The 16,632-nt window shown below is 71.7% G+C and carries 11 protein-coding genes; 9 read left to right on the forward strand and 2 right to left on the reverse strand.

Annotated elements, in window-relative coordinates; all coding sequences use genetic code 11:
- The first annotated feature begins 98 nt into the window (after positions 1–98).
- Both M4486_RS01845 and M4486_RS01850 read left to right on the forward strand, forming a co-directional pair.
- Positions 99–1,517 carry an MFS transporter gene (locus M4486_RS01845; protein ID WP_249479285.1) on the forward strand — a complete coding sequence of 473 codons (1,419 nt, stop codon included), beginning with the start codon at positions 99–101 and terminating at the stop codon, positions 1,515–1,517.
- A 43-nt stretch (positions 1,518–1,560) separates the two neighbouring features.
- Complete coding sequence (locus tag M4486_RS01850) at positions 1,561–2,562, forward strand: phosphotransferase (RefSeq protein ID WP_249479286.1); 1,002 nt, start codon at positions 1,561–1,563, stop codon at positions 2,560–2,562.
- On the opposite strand, the gene M4486_RS01855 is transcribed toward M4486_RS01850, so the two are convergent.
- Positions 2,531–3,748, reverse strand: coding sequence for a glycine C-acetyltransferase (locus tag M4486_RS01855; protein ID WP_249479287.1), 1,218 nt, complete (start codon positions 3,746–3,748; stop codon positions 2,531–2,533). The genes M4486_RS01850 and M4486_RS01855 overlap by 32 nt on opposite strands.
- 81 nt (positions 3,749–3,829) lie before the next feature.
- Entirely contained in the window at positions 3,830–4,900 is a 1,071-nt protein-coding gene (tdh, locus tag M4486_RS01860) for an L-threonine 3-dehydrogenase (RefSeq protein WP_249481049.1), read from the reverse strand.
- A 188-nt stretch (positions 4,901–5,088) separates the two neighbouring features.
- Between tdh and hrpA the strand changes: the two genes are divergently transcribed.
- The 7 genes from hrpA (at position 5,089) to M4486_RS01895 (ending at position 16,632) form a co-directional block, all read left to right on the forward strand.
- Positions 5,089–8,997, forward strand: a complete 3,909-nt coding sequence (gene hrpA / locus M4486_RS01865; RefSeq protein WP_429798335.1) for an ATP-dependent RNA helicase HrpA — start codon at positions 5,089–5,091, stop codon at positions 8,995–8,997.
- Between the two features lie 332 nt (positions 8,998–9,329).
- Positions 9,330–9,914, forward strand: coding sequence for a hypothetical protein (locus M4486_RS01870; RefSeq protein ID WP_249479289.1), 585 nt, complete (start codon positions 9,330–9,332; stop codon positions 9,912–9,914).
- 109 nt (positions 9,915–10,023) lie between these two features.
- Positions 10,024–11,475, forward strand: coding sequence for an NAD-dependent malic enzyme (locus M4486_RS01875; protein WP_249479290.1), 1,452 nt, complete (start codon positions 10,024–10,026; stop codon positions 11,473–11,475).
- A gap of 114 nt (positions 11,476–11,589) precedes the next feature.
- On the forward strand, positions 11,590–12,792 hold the full coding sequence (locus M4486_RS01880) for an exo-beta-N-acetylmuramidase NamZ family protein (protein WP_249479291.1): 1,203 nt from the start codon (positions 11,590–11,592) through the stop codon (positions 12,790–12,792).
- Positions 12,789–13,937 carry a GNAT family N-acetyltransferase gene (locus tag M4486_RS01885; protein ID WP_249479292.1) on the forward strand — a complete coding sequence of 383 codons (1,149 nt, stop codon included), beginning with the start codon at positions 12,789–12,791 and terminating at the stop codon, positions 13,935–13,937. Before M4486_RS01880 ends, M4486_RS01885 begins: the two co-directional genes overlap by 4 nt.
- The gene (locus M4486_RS01890; protein ID WP_249479293.1) at positions 13,934–15,643 is read left to right on the forward strand and encodes an ABC transporter substrate-binding protein; all 1,710 of its coding nucleotides are present in this window, start codon (positions 13,934–13,936) and stop codon (positions 15,641–15,643) included. The genes M4486_RS01885 and M4486_RS01890 overlap by 4 nt, the downstream gene beginning before the upstream one ends.
- An 11-nt stretch (positions 15,644–15,654) precedes the next feature.
- Entirely contained in the window at positions 15,655–16,632 is a 978-nt protein-coding gene (locus tag M4486_RS01895; RefSeq protein WP_249479294.1) for an ABC transporter permease, read from the forward strand.

The following is a 16,632-nucleotide window of genomic DNA, read 5'->3' on the forward strand; positions in this document are numbered from 1 at the left end:
CCACCACCGCGGCACAGGGCCGGACCGACCTCCTCCGACAGCGACAGGCTGTCTCGAGTCCGAGCCGCACCGTCGCGGCCCTTCCGAAGGGGACACCGATGTCTCACGTCAACGACACCACGAAGCACGCGGGGTACGCCTACTACGGCTCCGGCCTGCCCACCCTCGCTCCGCCCAGCTCCGAGGCGCCGAAGCCCCCGAAGCGCGCCCGCGCCGTCGCCGCCCTCGGGTTCTCCCAGGCGGTCGACAACTCCGAGTCCGGCCTGACCAAGACCTTCTTCCCGCTGATCGCCGCAGCCTTCGGCCTCGGCTACACGCAGCTGGGGATCTTCAGCGCGATCCCGATGTTCGCCCGCATGATCTTCGGGCCCACCTGGGCGATGGCGGCCGACCGCTTCGGCCGCAAACGGGTGCTCGTGCTCGTCACCGGCGTGTGGGGCCTGTGGACCGTGGCGAGCGGCTTCGCCACCAGCTACACCGCGCTCGTGGTGCTCTTCGCCATCTCCGCCGTGGGCACCGTCGCCTCCGAGCCCGTGCTCAACGGCATGCTGCCGGACCTGTTCAAGCAGTCCGAGCGCGGCAAGGCCTACGGCATGGTCCGCGGCATCGGCGGCGGCGTCGGCATCCTCATCGGCCCGGCGATCGGCCTGTTCGGCTCGAATCCCGAGGGATGGCGCTACGCCCTGTGGACGATGGGCGCCATCTCGATCGTCTCGGGTCTGCTGATCCTGCTGTGGGTGCCGAAGCCGGCCGTGAAGTCCGTGAGCGTCACCGACGACCCGGAGTCCGGGACCTTCCGCCTGCGCGACGTGGGTCAGCTGTTCAGGATCCCCACCATCTGGATGATCGTCGTCATGCTGCCGTTCATCACCTCGCTGATCCTGCTGAGCTTCTACACCCAGTTCCTCGTCGATGTGCGCGGCATGGGCGTGCCCGAGGCGGCGCTGGTGATGGCCGTGTTCTCGCTGGGCTCGATGTTCTCCGCCTTCCTCGGCGGATTCCTCGGCGACCTGGTGACCGCGCGCTTCGGCTACAAGGGCCGGATCATGCTGATGCAGGTCTACCTGGTGTGCTTCGCCGCCACGATCTTCCTCGCCACGCAGATCGACTCCACCAACCGGGTGTACATCTACGCGGCGACCTTCGTGATGGGGCTCGTGTTCTCGATCGGGTTCTCCGGCTGCGTGCTGCCGATCGTCTCGACCGTGGTCCCCAAGAAGCTCGGCGCCTCGGCCTTCGCCTTCCTGTTCTCGTTCGTCCAGGGCGGCATCACCGCGATCCTCTCGATCAACATCGGCATCATCGCCGACGTCTTCGGCGACCTCCAGGTCACCTTCCTCTGGTTCTGCGTGGTCCCGTACCTGATCAACGCCGTGGTCTGGTGCGGCTTCTACTTCTGCTACCCCCGCGACGCCGCCCGTCAGGCCGAGCGAGAGCGGCGCGAGGCCGAGGCGCTGGCCGCGAAGGGCGCCGCGGGCGGGGAGCCCGGGACCAGCGAGCAGCCGCTCGGCGTCTGACCTGCTCCGGCCCGAGCGTCGAGCTCCGATCTACCCTGGGCCGATGGCAGCACCTCGCAGCGGGCCGACGGGCCCCGCGCACGTGAGCGCCCTCCTCGACCGGATCCGGTACGAGGAGGGCGCTTCGCGCGACCTGGTCTCCCTCACCGCACGGCCGACCGTCCTCGGCCGAGGATGGGACAACAGCCAGTGGCACGTCGGAGCCCTCGAGGACGGCACGCGCGTGGTGCTGCGGGTGCCGGAGCGGGAGATCGCGCGCGAGATCCTCGAGCACGAGATCGCCCTGCTGGGCGACGCGGATGCGCTGCCGGAGTCTCTGCCGTTCGCCCGCCCTCGTCTGCTGGGGCAGGTCCCGGCCGATGCACCGGGCGGGCCCGCGGCGCTGCTCACCTGGATCGAGGGCGATGTGGTCGCGGAGCTCGTGAGGAGCGCGCCGGAGACCGCGCCACGGCTCGCCGAGCTCCTGGCGACCGCCCTCGCCGCGCTGCATCGGCCGGCACCGGCGACGCATCCCCGCGGGCGCGTGCGCGGCGTGCCCCTCGAGCGGCGCAGCGCGGCCGTCGCCGAGGAGCTGGCACTCCTGGACCGGCCGACGGGGGAGAGGGTGCGCGCCGCGTGGGAGCAGGGCCTGGAGGCTGACGTCTGGGACGGCCCCGACCTGCTGCTGCACGGCGATCCGCATCCGGGGAACCTGGTGGTGCCCACGGCGGGATCCTCGCGCGATGGCGCGACCCGGCTCGGTCTCATCGACTGGGGCGACACCTGCGCGGGCGACCCCGCGAGCGATCTCGGGGCGATCTTCCACCTCGATCCCACGGGCAGCGCCGTCGGGACCTATCTGCGCCGTGCGGCCTGGGCGCGGGAGGCGGATGCGCGTGCCCGGGAGGCGCTCGTGCTGCGCGCCCGGTCGTGGGCCGCACGGTATGCCTCGGCGATCCTGTCCCATCCCGCGCACGCGGAGGAGACCACTCACGCCGCCCTCGAGCACAGTGCCCGGCGGATGCTCGATGCGCTCAGCAGACCTCGGTCGCGCCGCGTGCGGTGACGAAGGCCTGGACGCAGGTCTCGATGTCCTCGGGGGAGTGCGCCGCGGAGAGCTGCACGCGGATGCGCGCACGGTCCTTGGGCACGACGGGGTAGGAGAAGGCGGTGACGTAGACGCCCTGCGCGAGCATCGCGTCGGCGATCTTCGCCGCGCGCCGCGCATCGCCGAACATCACGGGGACGATCGCGTGCTCCCCGTCCAGCAGCTCGAAGCCCTCCTCGACCATGCGGCGCCGGAACAGGGAGGCATTGGCGAACAGCTTCTCGCGCAGTTCCGCGCTGCCCTCGACGAGGTCCAGGGCGGTGAGGGTCGCGGCGACGATCGCGGGCGCGAGCGAGTTGGAGAACAGGTAGGGACGGGCCCGCTGGCGCAGCAGGTCCACGATCTCGGCGCGGCCGGAGACGTAGCCGCCGCTCGCACCGCCGAGCGCCTTGCCGAAGGTGCCCGTAAAGATGTCGACGCGATCGGCGACCCCGAAGTGCTCGGGGGTGCCGGCGCCCGTCTCGCCCATGAAGCCGACGGCGTGGGAGTCGTCGACCAGGACGAGAGCGCCGTACTCGTCGGCCAGGTCGCAGATGCGATCGAGCGGTGCGAGGTAGCCGTCCATCGAGAACACGCCGTCGGTGACGATGATCGTGCGACGCGCGGGCGCGCCGTCGTTCTGCGAGCGGGTGGCCTCGAGCTGGGCGCGCAGATCGTCCATGTCGGCGTTGCGGTAGCGGTAGCGGGAGGCCTTGGACAGCCGGATGCCGTCGATGAGGGAGGCATGGTTCAGCGCGTCGGAGACGATCGCGTCGCCCGCGCCGAACAGCGACTCGAAGACGCCGCCGTTGGCGTCGAAGCACGAGGAGAACAGGATCGTCGCCTCGGTGCCCAGGAACTCGCTGACCTTCTGCTCGAGCTCGAGGTGCAGATCCCCGGTGCCGCAGATGAAGCGCACCGAGGCCATGCCGAAGCCGCGCTCGTCCAGCGCCCTCTTCGCGGCCTCGATGAGCCGCGGGTCGTCGGCCAGGCCCAGGTAGTTGTTCGCGCAGAAGTTCAGGACCTCCGCCGGGGCGTCGCCGAAGGCCGCGGCCTCGACGTGCGCGGACTGCGGGGTCGAGATCGTGCGCTCGTTCTTGAAGGTGCCCGCCTCGCGGATCTCCTCGAGCTCGGCGGCCAGCTGGCCCTTCACGTCGGCGTACATCAGGGGTGCCTCCTCAGGCGGGCGATGATCGGTGCGGTGCGGTGCGATGCGATGGAGAGCGGTGAAGCGCAGTGCGGTGGGTCAGGAGCCGTCGAACACGGTCCAGTCCAGCACGACCTTGCCGCCGCTGCCCGAGCGGGCGATCTCGAAGGCGCGCTCCCATGCGGTCGCGGGCAGCACGTCGGTGACGGTCGCGCGGATCCGCTCGCGAAGCACGGGGCTCGTGGAGATCATCGCGCTCATCGCGTTCCAGGTCTCGAACATCTCGCGTCCGTAGATGCCCTGCAGGGTGAGCATGTGGGTGATCACCGTGGTCCAGTCCAGCTCGAAGTGCCGTGCGGGGAGGCCCAGCAGGGCGATCCTCCCGCCGTGGTTCATGTTGGTGATCATCTCCTGCAGGGCGCTGGGCTGCCCGGAGATCTCCAGACCCACGTCGAAGCCCTCCTTCATGCCGAGCTCGCGCTGCACGTCCGTGATCCTTCGCTCGCCGACGTTGACGGCGAGGTCGACCCCCGCGGCGCGGGCCATCTCCAGCCGGTGCTCGTGCACGTCCGTGATCGCGACGAAGCGGGCACCCGCGTGGCGGGCGACGGCGGCGGCCATCAGGCCGATGGGGCCGGCTCCGGTGATCAGCACGTCCTCGCCGACCAGCGGGAACTTCAACGCCGTGTGCACGGCGTTCCCGAAGGGATCGAACACGGCGCCGAGCTCGGGGCTGATCACGTCCTCGCGGCCCTCGTGCTCGTGCACCCAGACGTTCTGGTGGGGGATCACGACCTGCTCGGCGAAGGCGCCGTCGCGCTGCACGCCGACGCTGCGGGTGCGGATGCACAGCTGGCGCCGGCCGGCGCGGCAGTTGCGGCACACCCCGCACACCACGTGGCCCTCGCCGGAGACGCGGTCCCCCACGCGCACGTCGGGGACCTCGGCGCCGATCTCGACGACCTCCCCGTAGAACTCATGCCCCGGGGTGAAGGGGACCGTGTCGCACATGGCCTCGGCGGAGGAGTCCCAGGCGAGAAGATGCAGGTCGGTGCCGCAGAGCCCTGCTCGCAGCACCCGGATGCGCACGTCCCAGGGGCCGACCCCGGGGACGGGCACCTCGGTGAGCTCGAGCCCCGGTCCCGGCGCCGTCTTGCGCAGGGCGCGCATCGTCTCTGTCATCCGTGTGTCTCCTCCTCGAGAGCCGTCGCCCGTCACCTTATCCGCCCCCTGCGCGGGTGTGCGCGTTCAGCGGGAGAACGCGCACGGATGCCGATGGACGGCGGCGGTGCCCGGCCGCGCAGGCGGGCGCCGGGAATCGGGGCGACCGCGATGCCTCCGAACGCCTAGCATGTCCCATCATGAGCGCGCGCCCGAGCACCACCGAGACCCACCCCGAGGCACCGCAGCTCGCGATCACCTACCCGGGCGAGCTGCCCGTCTCCCAGCAGCGCGAGGAGATCCTCTCGGCGCTCCGGGAGAACCAGGTCGTCGTCATCGCCGGCGAGACCGGATCCGGCAAGACCACGCAGATCCCCAAGATGCTCCTCGAGCTCGGCTTCGGAGGGAACGGCAGGGTCATCGGCCACACGCAGCCGCGACGGCTCGCCGCGCGCAGCGTCGCGAGCCGCATCGCCTCCGAGCTGGGGGAGAAGCTCGGCGAGGGGACCGTCGGCTACCAGGTGCGCTTCACCAAGGAGGTCGCCCGCGGCGCCCGGCTGAAGCTCATGACCGACGGCATCCTGCTGGCCGAGCTCGGTTCGGACCGTCTGCTGCGCCGCTACGACGCGATCATCATCGACGAGGCCCACGAGCGGTCGCTCAACATCGACGTCATCCTCGGCTACCTCCGGCAGATCCTCCCGCAGCGCCCCGACCTCAAGGTCGTCATCACCTCGGCGACCATCGACCCCGAGCGCTTCGCCCAGCACTTCGCCACCAGCGGGGCCGACGGCGAGATGCACCCGGCGCCCGTCCTCGAGGTCTCCGGGCGCACCTATCCCGTCGAGGTCCGCTACCGGCCGCTCGTGATCGACGCCGATGTCGCCGCCGAGGAGGCCTCGGAGGCCGACGAGCTCGAGGACATCCACTCCATCGAGCGCGACCTCGACGAGGCGATCATCGACGCGGTCGACGAGCTCGCCGCCGAGGGACCCGGCGACATGCTCGTCTTCCTGCCCGGCGAGCGCGAGATCCGCGAGATCCGCGACAGCCTCGAGCAGCACCTGGGCTCCGGAGGCCGGGGCCGTCTGCCCACCGAGGTGCTGCCCCTGTTCGGCCGGCTCTCGGCGAGCGACCAGCAGCGGATCTTCTCGCCGCGCCCTGCGGGCACCCATCGTCGGATCATCCTGTCGACCAACGTCGCGGAGACCTCGCTGACCGTCCCCGGCATCACCTACGTGATCGACTCGGGCCTGGCCCGCATCTCCCGCTACTCCCAGCGCACCAAGGTGCAGCGCCTTCCGATCGAGCCGATCTCCCAGGCCAGCGCGAACCAGCGCTCGGGCCGCTCGGGCCGCACCCATCCCGGCATCGCGATCCGCCTCTTCTCGCGCGAGGACTTCGAGACCCGCCCGGAGTTCACCGAGCCCGAGATCCTGCGCACCAACCTCGCCTCCGTCGTCCTGCTGATGACCTCCCTCGGGCTCGGGGACGTGGAGTCCTTCCCCTTCGTGGAGCCCCCGGCCACGCGCGCCGTGACCGACGGCGTGCGCCTGCTCGAGGAGCTGCGCGCCATCGAGACCGACCCGAAGGCGCCGGGCGGACGGCGCCTGACGGACATCGGCCGACTGCTCGCGCGCTTCCCGCTGGACCCCCGGATGGCGCGCATGCTCATCGAGGCCGACCGCCTCGGCGCTCTGCGCGAGGTCCTCGTGATCGTCGCGGGACTCTCGATCCAGGACCCGCGCGAGCGTCCGCTCGGCTTCGAGCAGCAGGCCAAGGAGAAGCACAGGCGCTTCGAGGACGAGACCAGCGACTTCCTGGGCCTCCTGAACCTCTGGAACCACCTCCAGGAGCGGCGCAAGGAGCTCTCCGGCAGCGCCTTCCGCCGCGAGGTCCGCGGCGAGTACCTCCACTACCTGCGCATCCGCGAATGGTGGGATCTGCACTCGCAGCTGAAGGACATGGCGAAGGACGCCGATCTCCACCTCAACAAGAGCGAGGCCGATCCCGCGCGCATCCACCAGGCGCTGCTCGTGGGCCTCCTCTCCCACGTCGGCCTCTATGACGACCGCAGCCGCGAGTACTCCGGCGCCCGTGGCGCGCGGTTCGCGCTCTGGCCCGGCTCCGCGCTCGCCAGGAAGCGGCCCGAGCTGGTCATGGTCGCCGAGCTCGTGGAGACCTCCCGGCTCTGGGGGCGCACGGCCGCGAGGATCGACGCCGCCTGGGCCGAGGAGATCGGCGCGCACGTGGTGCGCCGCTCGCACTCCGAGCCCTACTGGTCGTCCAAGCAGGCCTCCGCGATGGCGCACGAGAAGGTCACCCTCTACGGGGTGCCGATCGTCGCCGACCACGTGGTGCCCTTCGGCCGTGTGAATCCCGAGCTCGCTCGGGACATCTTCCTGCAGAACGCGCTCGTCGAGGGCGACTGGCGGACCCGCCACCACTTCTTCCGCGACAACCGGGCGCTCATCGCGCGGCTCGAGGAGCTCGAGGCGAAGACCCGGCGGCGCGACCTCCTCATCGGCGACGAGCAGGTGTTCGCGTTCTACGACGCGCGCATCCCCGCCGACGTCGTCTCCGGCCGCCACTTCGACGCCTGGTGGAAGAAGCAGCGGCACCTCACCCCCGACCTGCTCACGCTCACCGAGGACGATCTGCTCGCGGCCGACGAGTCCGTCACCGCCGCGATCCAGGCCGACTTCCCCGACACCTGGGTGCAGGGCGATCTCACGCTCCCGCTCAGCTACTCCTTCGGGGACGTGGGCGCGCGCGGCAGCGACGGCGTCACCGCGACGATCCCGCTCGCGGTGCTCAACCGCGTCACCCCGCGCGGCTTCGACTGGCTGGTCCCCGGCATGCGCGAGGAGCTCGTCACCGAGCTCATCCGCTCCCTGCCCAAGCCCCTGCGCCGCCACCTGGTCCCCGCCCCCGAGCGCGCGAAGGCGGTCGCGGCGACCCTCCACGACGACGACCCGGACGCCGGCGAGGCGTTCGTCGAGGCGGCGGCCGACGAGCTCGTCGCCCTCCCCGGCCTCCCGCAGGACCTCGAGCTGTACGGGCCGGAGTTCGACCTCGCCCGCATCCCCGCCCATCTGCGCATGCACTTCCGGGTGGTCGACGCGAAGGGCCGGGAGATCGGCGCGGGCGACGATCTCGGCGCGCTCCAGAAGCGCCTGAAGACGCGCATGGACGCCTCCGTCACCACGCAGGGCGAGGACCTCGCCCGACGAGACCTCGCAGCCTTCCCCGAGGCGGGCGTCCCCGAGGTGCATCGCAGCCGCGTGGGCGGCCTCGAGGTGACCGGGCACCCGGCGCTGGTCGCCGTGCGCGGGGTCGACGGGCAGGTCGAACGGGTGGACCTCAAGGTCCTCGCGACCGCCGAGGAGCAGGCGAGCGCGCACCCCGAGGGCGTGATCGCGCTCGTGGACCGCGAGCTGCACCCGGACCTCGCCTCCGTGCTGAACGCACTGCCGAACCCCACCAAGCTCGCCGTCGCCCAGTCCCCGTACCCCTCGAGCGCGGCCCTCCTGGCCGACGCCTCCGCGGCCGCGACCGCGCATCTGGTGGGCGATGCGGGCGCCGTCCGCACGCGCGAGCAGTTCGACGCGGCGCTCGCGCGGGTCCGCTCGGAGCACGACCGGGTCGCGGCGCAGGCGGTGCGCGACGCCGCCGCGGCCCTCGCCGCCCACGCGAAGCTCGCGAAGTCGCTCGGACGCGTGTCCTCGCTGACGATCCTCCAGCAGCTCACGGAGATCCGCGAGCACGCCTCGCGCCTGGTGGGGGAGCGCTTCGTCTCCCGCACGGGGGTCGAGCACCTGGGGGACCTGGTGCGGTACCTGCGCGCCGACGGGATCCGACTGGAGAAGCTCGAGGAGAACCCTCCGCGCGACGCGAAGCTCGCCTGGCAGGTCCACGACGTCGAGCAGCTGTGGGAGCGCGCCCGCGCGAAGCTGTCCCGCTCCCGCGCCGCCCAGGAGGATGCGATGCGCATCCCGTGGCTGCTGGAGGAGTACCGGGTGAGCCTGTTCGCGCAGACCCTGGGCACCCGCGAGACCGTCTCCGACAAGCGCCTGCGCGCGGCGATCGCGGCGCTCTCGGCCTGAGCCGTCGCCGCGGGACGTGACACACGCCCCCTGATCCGTGTGCTCGCAGCCACCTCCGCCGATCGCATACTCAACTTTTGCGTTCGCCGTGGTGAGCGCACTGCGGAGGATCCCGGAGGGCGCTGGGCGGCATCTGAACGCCCGCTCGACCGGTCACGATGAGGTCACGGGGCGCGCGTGGGCCCCGGGTCAAGGAGTTCATGCCTGCGCAAAGACCAGTGGTCCGACTCGGGCGAACCGGACAGACGCCCTGTTCACAGCGCTTCGTGCGCTCGCTAGCGTCATCGGCGTCCTTCCGGATCCCGGAACCTCAGACCTCGAAGGTGCCTCGCATGACCCTCTCCCGCCGCCGCCTGCTCCTCGCCGGGACCATCGGACTGACCGCCCTCGCCACGGCCGCCCCGGCCATGGCCGCCGACGCCGACTCCGACGACTGGACCGAGTCGTTCATGACGCGCGCCGAGACCCGCGAGGGCTTCGCGCTGGACGCGATGGACGACTGGCAGGTCGAGAACGCGCGCTTCATCATCGCCGTCTGCAAGGGCCACGACATCAGCGCCCACGGCACCCAGATCGTGCTCGCGACCGCGATCGTCGAGGCGTGGCTGTACAACTACCAGCCGGCCGTCGACCTCGACTCCGGCGGCCTCTTCCAGCAGCGCCCCTCCGCGGGATGGGGCAGCGCGGCCGAGGTGCGCCACAAGCAGAAGGCGATCGACGCGTTCCTCGGCCTCGGCGACCACTCGAGCGCCCCGGGCCTGCTCGACGTCGCGCCCGACTACGACGACTGGGACCTCGGCGAGGCCGCCCAGGCCGTCCAGCAGTCCGCCTACCCCGACCGCTACGCCGAGCAGGCCTCCGCCGCGAAGAGCCTGTGGGAGCGCTACTCCGACGACGTGAAGTCCTTCGAGGGCTGAGAGGGACGCGCAGCCCCCGTACGGGCGCTCGGACACGGCGGGGATCCCTCCCGGGCGCGCCGCGCCGCGGCGTCCCGCAGCGGCGGCCCACGACGTTACGATGAGCCGCATGTCACCGGCGCCATCAGTCAGCTACTCCATCACCATCCGTCTCGAGTTCGCCGCCCACTCCGCGGCGGTCAGCGACATCACCGGGACCATCGAGGCGCACCGCGCCCTGGTCACCGCGCTCGATGTCTCCGCCTCCGGGCCCGAGCGGATGCGCGCGGACCTCACCGTCCTCACCGCGGACAACGACCACGCCATGGAGGTGGTCGAGGCCCTCAAGGACCTCGAGGGGGTCGAGCTCGGCAAGGTCTCGGACCGCACGTTCCTCGCGCACCTGGGCGGCAAGCTCACCGTCGAGTCGAAGGTCCCGATCCGCCACCGCGACGACCTCTCGATGGTCTACACCCCGGGCGTCGCGCGCGTCGTGAAGGCCATCGCCGAGCACCCCGAGGACGCCCGCAGCCTCACCATCAAGCGCAACACCGTCGCCGTCGTCTCCGACGGCTCCGCGATCCTGGGCCTGGGCGATCTGGGCCCGCTCGCCGCGATGCCCGTCATGGAGGGCAAGGCCGCCCTCTTCAAGCGCTTCGCGGACATCGACGCCTTCCCCATCTGCCTGGACGCCCACTCCGTCGAGGACATCGTCTCCCACGTGAAGGCGATCGCCCCGGTGTTCGCCGGCATCAACCTCGAGGACATCTCGGCCCCGCGCTGCTTCGAGATCGAGGACCGCCTGCGCCAGGAGCTGGACATCCCCGTCTTCCACGACGACCAGCACGGCACGGCGATCGTCGTGGTCGCCGCGCTGCGCAACGCCCTGCGCGTGGTCGGCAAGAACATCGCCGACGTGCGCATCGTGCTCTCCGGAGCGGGCGCCGCCGGCACCGCGATCCTGCGCCTGTTGCGCGCCGCGGGCGCCCGCGACGTGGTCGTCACCGACATCGACGGCATCGTCCACGAGGGCAGGGAGAACCTCGAGGGCCGCCTGCCCTGGATCGCCGAGGTCACCAACCCGCGCCACCTCACCGGCACCCTCAGCGACGCCATCACCGGGGCCGACGTGTTCATCGGCGTGAGCGCCGGGAACATCCTCACCGCCGACGACGTCTCGCGCATGGCGGAGCGCTCGATCGTCTTCGCGATGGCGAACCCCACCCCGGAGATCGACCCGGCCGAGGCCGCGAAGCACGCGGAGGTCGTCGCGACCGGCCGCAGCGACTTCGCGAACCAGATCAACAACGTGCTGGCCTTCCCCGGTGTGTTCCGCGGCCTGCTCGACGCGCGCGCGACGAACGTCTCGGACCGGATGCTGCTCGCGGCCTCGAAGGCCCTGGCCGACGTCGTCCTGTCCGAGGAGCTGAACCCCACCTACATCGTGCCGAGCGTCTTCAACGAGGGCGTCACCAAGGCGGTCGCCGCCGCCGTGGAGCATGTCGCGCGCGAGGAGGCCGGCACCGTGGACACGATCACCGGCGCGATCCCCGCGGTCTACGCCGAGGAGATCCACCTCTGAGCCGAGGCTCCGTGCCCTCCGGGGGGTCGGCCCGCAGTGTCCTTCCGCCCCGTGAAAGCACCAAGTTCACCGAAAACGGGTGACACGCGGAGGTAACTTCTCTACCCTCGAGGGATGTTTCCTGCGTCACACCAGAGGGTGTCGGGGCTCGATGCCCTGCTCGCGGACCCCGGGAGGCTCGAGGCCGAGCTCCCGGGGTGCGCGCGTCCCGGCCTGCTGACGAACTTCGCGGCCACCACCTCCGACCTGCGCCGCGGAGTCGACGCCCTCGTCGAGGCCGGGATCCGCCCGCACTGCCTGATCGCCCCCGAGCACGGGTACTGGGGCAGCGAGCAGGCGGGCGAGGGCGGCGCGGACCAGCGTGATCCCGCGACCGGCATCCCGGTGCTGTCCTCCTACGGGGTGCACGGTGACGATCTGGTCGCCCTGCTCGAGCGCAGCGGCGTCGACGGACTCCTCGTCGACCTGCAGGACATCGGCTGCCGCTTCTACACCTATCCCTGGTCGATGGTCGACGCCATGCAGGCCTGCGCCCGCCTCGACCTGCCGGTGCACGTCCTGGACCGCCCGGCCCCGCTGCCCGCCGCGCCCCTGGGCCCCGGTCTCGACCCCGCCTGCGCGAGCTTCGTGGGGCGCATGAACATCCCCCTGCGCCACGGCGGCCGTCTGGGCGACGTGGCCCGTCACGCCGCGGCCCACCACCTCGAGGACCCTCTCGACCTCTCCGTCACCCCCGCACCGGGAGCCGACGGCTCCGCCCGCTGGGTGCCTCCCTCCCCGAACATGCCGACGACCACCGCGCTCGCGCTCTACCCGGGCACGGGCCTCGTCGAGGGCACCACGTGGAGCGAGGGGCGAGGGACCACGACACCCTTCGAGGTCCTCGGCGCACCGTGGGCCGACCGGCGCTTCGCGGACGCCCTCCGCGAGCTCGAGCTGCCCGGCATCCTCGTGCGCGAGGTGCACGTGCGCGCCACGCACGGGGACTTCGCCGGCCAGATCCTCCACGGTGTCCAGCTCCACCTCGCCGACGATCCCGCCGCGCTCGTCGGCGGCGCTGGCACCGACAGCGGGACCGCGGCGAGCGGGGGCTTCGACCCGATCCGCATCGGGCACGGCGTGCTCGCGACCATGCGCGCCCAGCACCCCGGCGGGGACCTCTGGCGCCGCAACGCCCCGGAGCGCCCGCCCTTCATCGACCTGCTCTGGGGATCGAGCGCCCTGCGCGAGGGCATCGACGACGGCGCCGAGCTCGCCGAGATCCTCGCCGCCTCGCCCTCTCCCGAGCTCCTCGACCGCGACGGAGGGGCCGCATGACGGGGACGGCGGGGCCGGAGAGCGGGGCCATCCGTGTGCGCGAGGGTCTGCGCCGCGGGGATCTTGCGGTGCTCGCCGCCCTCACCGCGGGCACGGCGCGGCCCCTCACCTCGCAGGAGCTCGCGCTCCTCGTGCTCGTCGATCCCGATCCGCGGAGCTCGATCGTGCTGGTCGCCGAGGACTCGGGGGACACCGAGGACACCGCAGACACAGAGGGGCTCACGGGGGACCCGGCGCCGGTGGGCTTCGCGCACCTCGCCGCGCAGGACGGCGCGGCGTATCTGGTCAGCGGCGCGGTGCACCGCGCGCACCGCCGCCGGGGCATCGGCACCCGTCTGCTCGACGCGGCGCTCGCGCACGCACGCCGGTGGGGCGCCGAGACCCTCGTGGTCAGCGGGCGGCCGCGGGGCTACGCGGCGCCCGGCGTCGACGAGACGGCCGACCCCGGCGCCGCCGCCTTCCTCCGCGCTCGCGGAGCGCACGGTGCGGGGAGCGCGCTCGCGATGGAGCGCGACCTCGCGGACCTCGCGGACCTCGCGGTCCCTGTGGAGGGCACCGGCGCGCTCGAGCACGCAGGGGAGGGCCGACGGGGGAGCCAGGCCGATCGTGCGCTCCCGCCCGATCTCCGGATCGCGCCCTGCGCCCCCGAGGAGGTGCCCGAGATGCTCACCGCCGTGCGCCTCCACCTGTCCGAGGACTGGGCGCAGCTGCTCGGCGCTCATGTCGCGCACCGCGCGGAGGAGGAGGCCCGCGGAGCCCCCTCGACGGAGGGGCCGGCAGGCCCGGCGGGCACGATCCTGCTCGCGCGGGACGCGGAGGGACCGGCGGGGGAGATCCTCGGCGTCGCCGCCTGGGACGTCGTCGGCGCGGACCCCGAGCGCTTCGGTCCCATCGGCGTCCTGCCCGCCGCCCGCGGACGCGGGGTCGGCGGCGCCCTGCTCGATGCGGCCCTGGAGCGCATGGCCCGCGCGGGCGCCCGCCGCGCCTGGTTCCAGTGGACCTCGGCGAGCGGCCCCGCCCACCGCATGTACCTCTCCCGAGGCTTCCGTCCGCTCGCGACCACCACCCCGTTCGAGCTCCCCGTCCGCCCCGCCGCCGTCCCGATCCCGGCAGCCCCGATCCCGAAGGAGAGGACGCGCCCATGACCGTCCCGTCCCCGCACCCCGACCCCGCCCCGTCCCCACACCCCGACCCGTCCACTCCGCGCCCCGCGCGACGGACCGTGCTCGGCGCGGCGGTCGGCGCCGCCGGCCTCACCGCCGTCGGACTCTCCTCCTGCGGCCCGGCCGCGCAGGACTCCGAGAACCCGCCGCTGCGCATCCACGCGAACGACATCACCGTGTACCAGCCGAACTTCAACCCGTACTCGCCCACGGCCCTGCAGGGCGCGAGCGGACTCATCTTCGAGCCGCTCATGGTGTACACGGCCATGGACCCCGAGAAGCCCGTGCCGTGGGTCGCCGAGAAGATCACCTTCGGCGACGACGGCACGAGCGCGGAGATCCTCGTGCGGGAGGGCATCGTGTTCACCGACGACCATCCGCTCACCGCCGAGGACGTCGAGTACTCCCTGCTCATGCTCCGGGACAAGCCCGCGACCAACGGCTCCGCGCTGCCCGTCAAGGATGCGAAGCGCACGGGGGAGCGCACCGTGGAGGTCTCCTTCGAGGGGCCCTCGTTCGCGCACGCGCCGACGCTGGGCGGCTCCTACGTCGTCCCCAAGCACATCTTCGAGACCCTCGACGTCGAGAAGGACGCGATCGCGGAGCCCGTCGGCTCCGGTCCCTACATGCTCGATCGCTTCTCCGACCAGCTCTACACCTTCCGCCGCAACGAGAAGCACTGGGCGGTGGGCGATTTCGAGGTCCCCGAGCTCTACTACCCCTCGTACTCCACGGAGACCTTCAACACCGCGCTGCAGGCCGGCGAGATCGACTGGTCCGGCGGGTTCGTCGCCAACGTCGACAAGATCTTCGTCGCGAAGGACCCCGAGCACCGCGGCTACTACTACCCGGGCCTGGGCGTGGTGAACCTGACCTTCAACCTCGAGAAGGACCTCTGGCAGGACCTCGAGCTGCGCCGCGGCATCTCCCTCGCGATCGACCGCGCGCAGATCGCCGACATCGCGATGCTCGGCTACGTCGGCCCGCCCCATCCCACCGCCCTGCCGCGGCCCACCTTCGAGCAGTACATCGCGAAGAGGTACCAGGGGAAGGAGTTCGAGTTCGACCCCGACAAGGCGGAGAAGGTCCTGGACGACGCCGGGTACCGGCGCGGGGCGGACGGCGTGCGCGCCGCCGAGGACGGCACCAGGCTCGAGTTCCCGCTGCAGATCCCCTCCGGCTTCGTCGACTGGGTGAGCGTCACCCAGGTGCTCAACGAGCAGCTGCAGAAGATCGGCGTCCGCTTCACCCCGCAGGGCGTCTCGATGGAGTCGTGGACGGAGAAGCGCAACGCCGGCAGCTTCGACGTCACGCTCTCCACGGTCTCGGCCGGCGCGAGCCCCTGGTTCATGTACCGCTCGATGCTCTCGAGCGAGCACCGCAGCAAGGACGGCACCGTGCTCGCGAACTTCCAGCGCTGGTACGACGACGACACCGACGAGCTCCTGAGCGCGTTCACCGCGACCGACGACGAGGCCGAGCAGCAGCGCTGCATCGACGGGCTCGAGGACGTCGTCGTCGAGAAGCTCCCGGCGCTGCCGCTGGTGACCGCCCCGAACTGGTTCAACTACAACACCGAGTCCTGGTCCGGATTCCCCGATCCCGACCATCCCTACGCGCTCGGCGCCCCCTACAGCCCGATCGACAGGATCCTGGTGCTGCGCGAGCTCACCCGGACCACCGACTGACGGAGGATGCGATGAAGTACCTCGCGCGCAAGATCGGGCTCTACGTGTTCATCGCGTGGGCGGCCCTCACCCTGAACTTCCTCATCCCGCGGCTCATGCCCGGCGACCCCGTGACCCTGCTGCTCGAGAGCTCCCAGGGGGCGATCGACCCGGAGGCCAAGCAGGCGATCGCCGAGGCCTACGGGGTCAGCGACGACCCGCTGCCGGTCCAGTACATCGACTACCTGAAGGACCTGCTGCACGGCGACCTGGGCACGTCCATCAGCCATTTCCCGGTGCCCGTCATCGACATCATCTCCCGCGCCCTGCCCTGGACCCTCGGGCTCGTGGGCGTGGCGACGATCGTGAGCTTCCTGCTGGGCACCGCCCTGGGCGTGCTCCTCGCGTGGCGCCGCGGCACCTGGTCCGACCACGTGCTGCCGGCCCTCACGTTCCTCAACGCCATCCCCTACTTCTGGATGGCGCTGATCCTGGTGCTCGTGCTCTCGGTCCACCTGAGCCTGTTCCCGAACGCCGGCGGCTACGAGAGGATCCTCTTCCCGGGCTGGACCCCGGAGTTCATCGGCTCGGTCCTCTACCACGCGCTGCTGCCCGCGATCACGATCGTGATCGGCTCCTTCGCCGGCTGGGTGCTCTCGATGCGCAACATGACCGTGACCGTGATGGGGGAGGACTACGTGTCCCTCGCAGAGGCCAAGGGGCTGCCGCCGCGGCGCGTGCTCGTCACCTATGCCGCCCGCAACGCGATCCTGCCCTCGATCACCGGCTTCGCCCTCTCGCTGGGCGCGGTCGTCGGCGGCTCCATGCTCACCGAGGTCATCTTCAACTACCCGGGCGTCGGATACACGCTGTTCAGCGCCGTGCAGGCCCAGGACTTCCCGCTCATGCAGGGCCTGTTCCTCATCATCTCCCTCGCGGTCATCGCCGCGAACCTCGTGGCCGACGTGGCCTACGTGTTCCTGGACCCGCGAACCCGGCAGGGGGCCTGA

Source organism: Brachybacterium kimchii, assembly GCF_023373525.1.
Lineage (GTDB): Bacteria > Actinomycetota > Actinomycetes > Actinomycetales > Dermabacteraceae > Brachybacterium > Brachybacterium kimchii.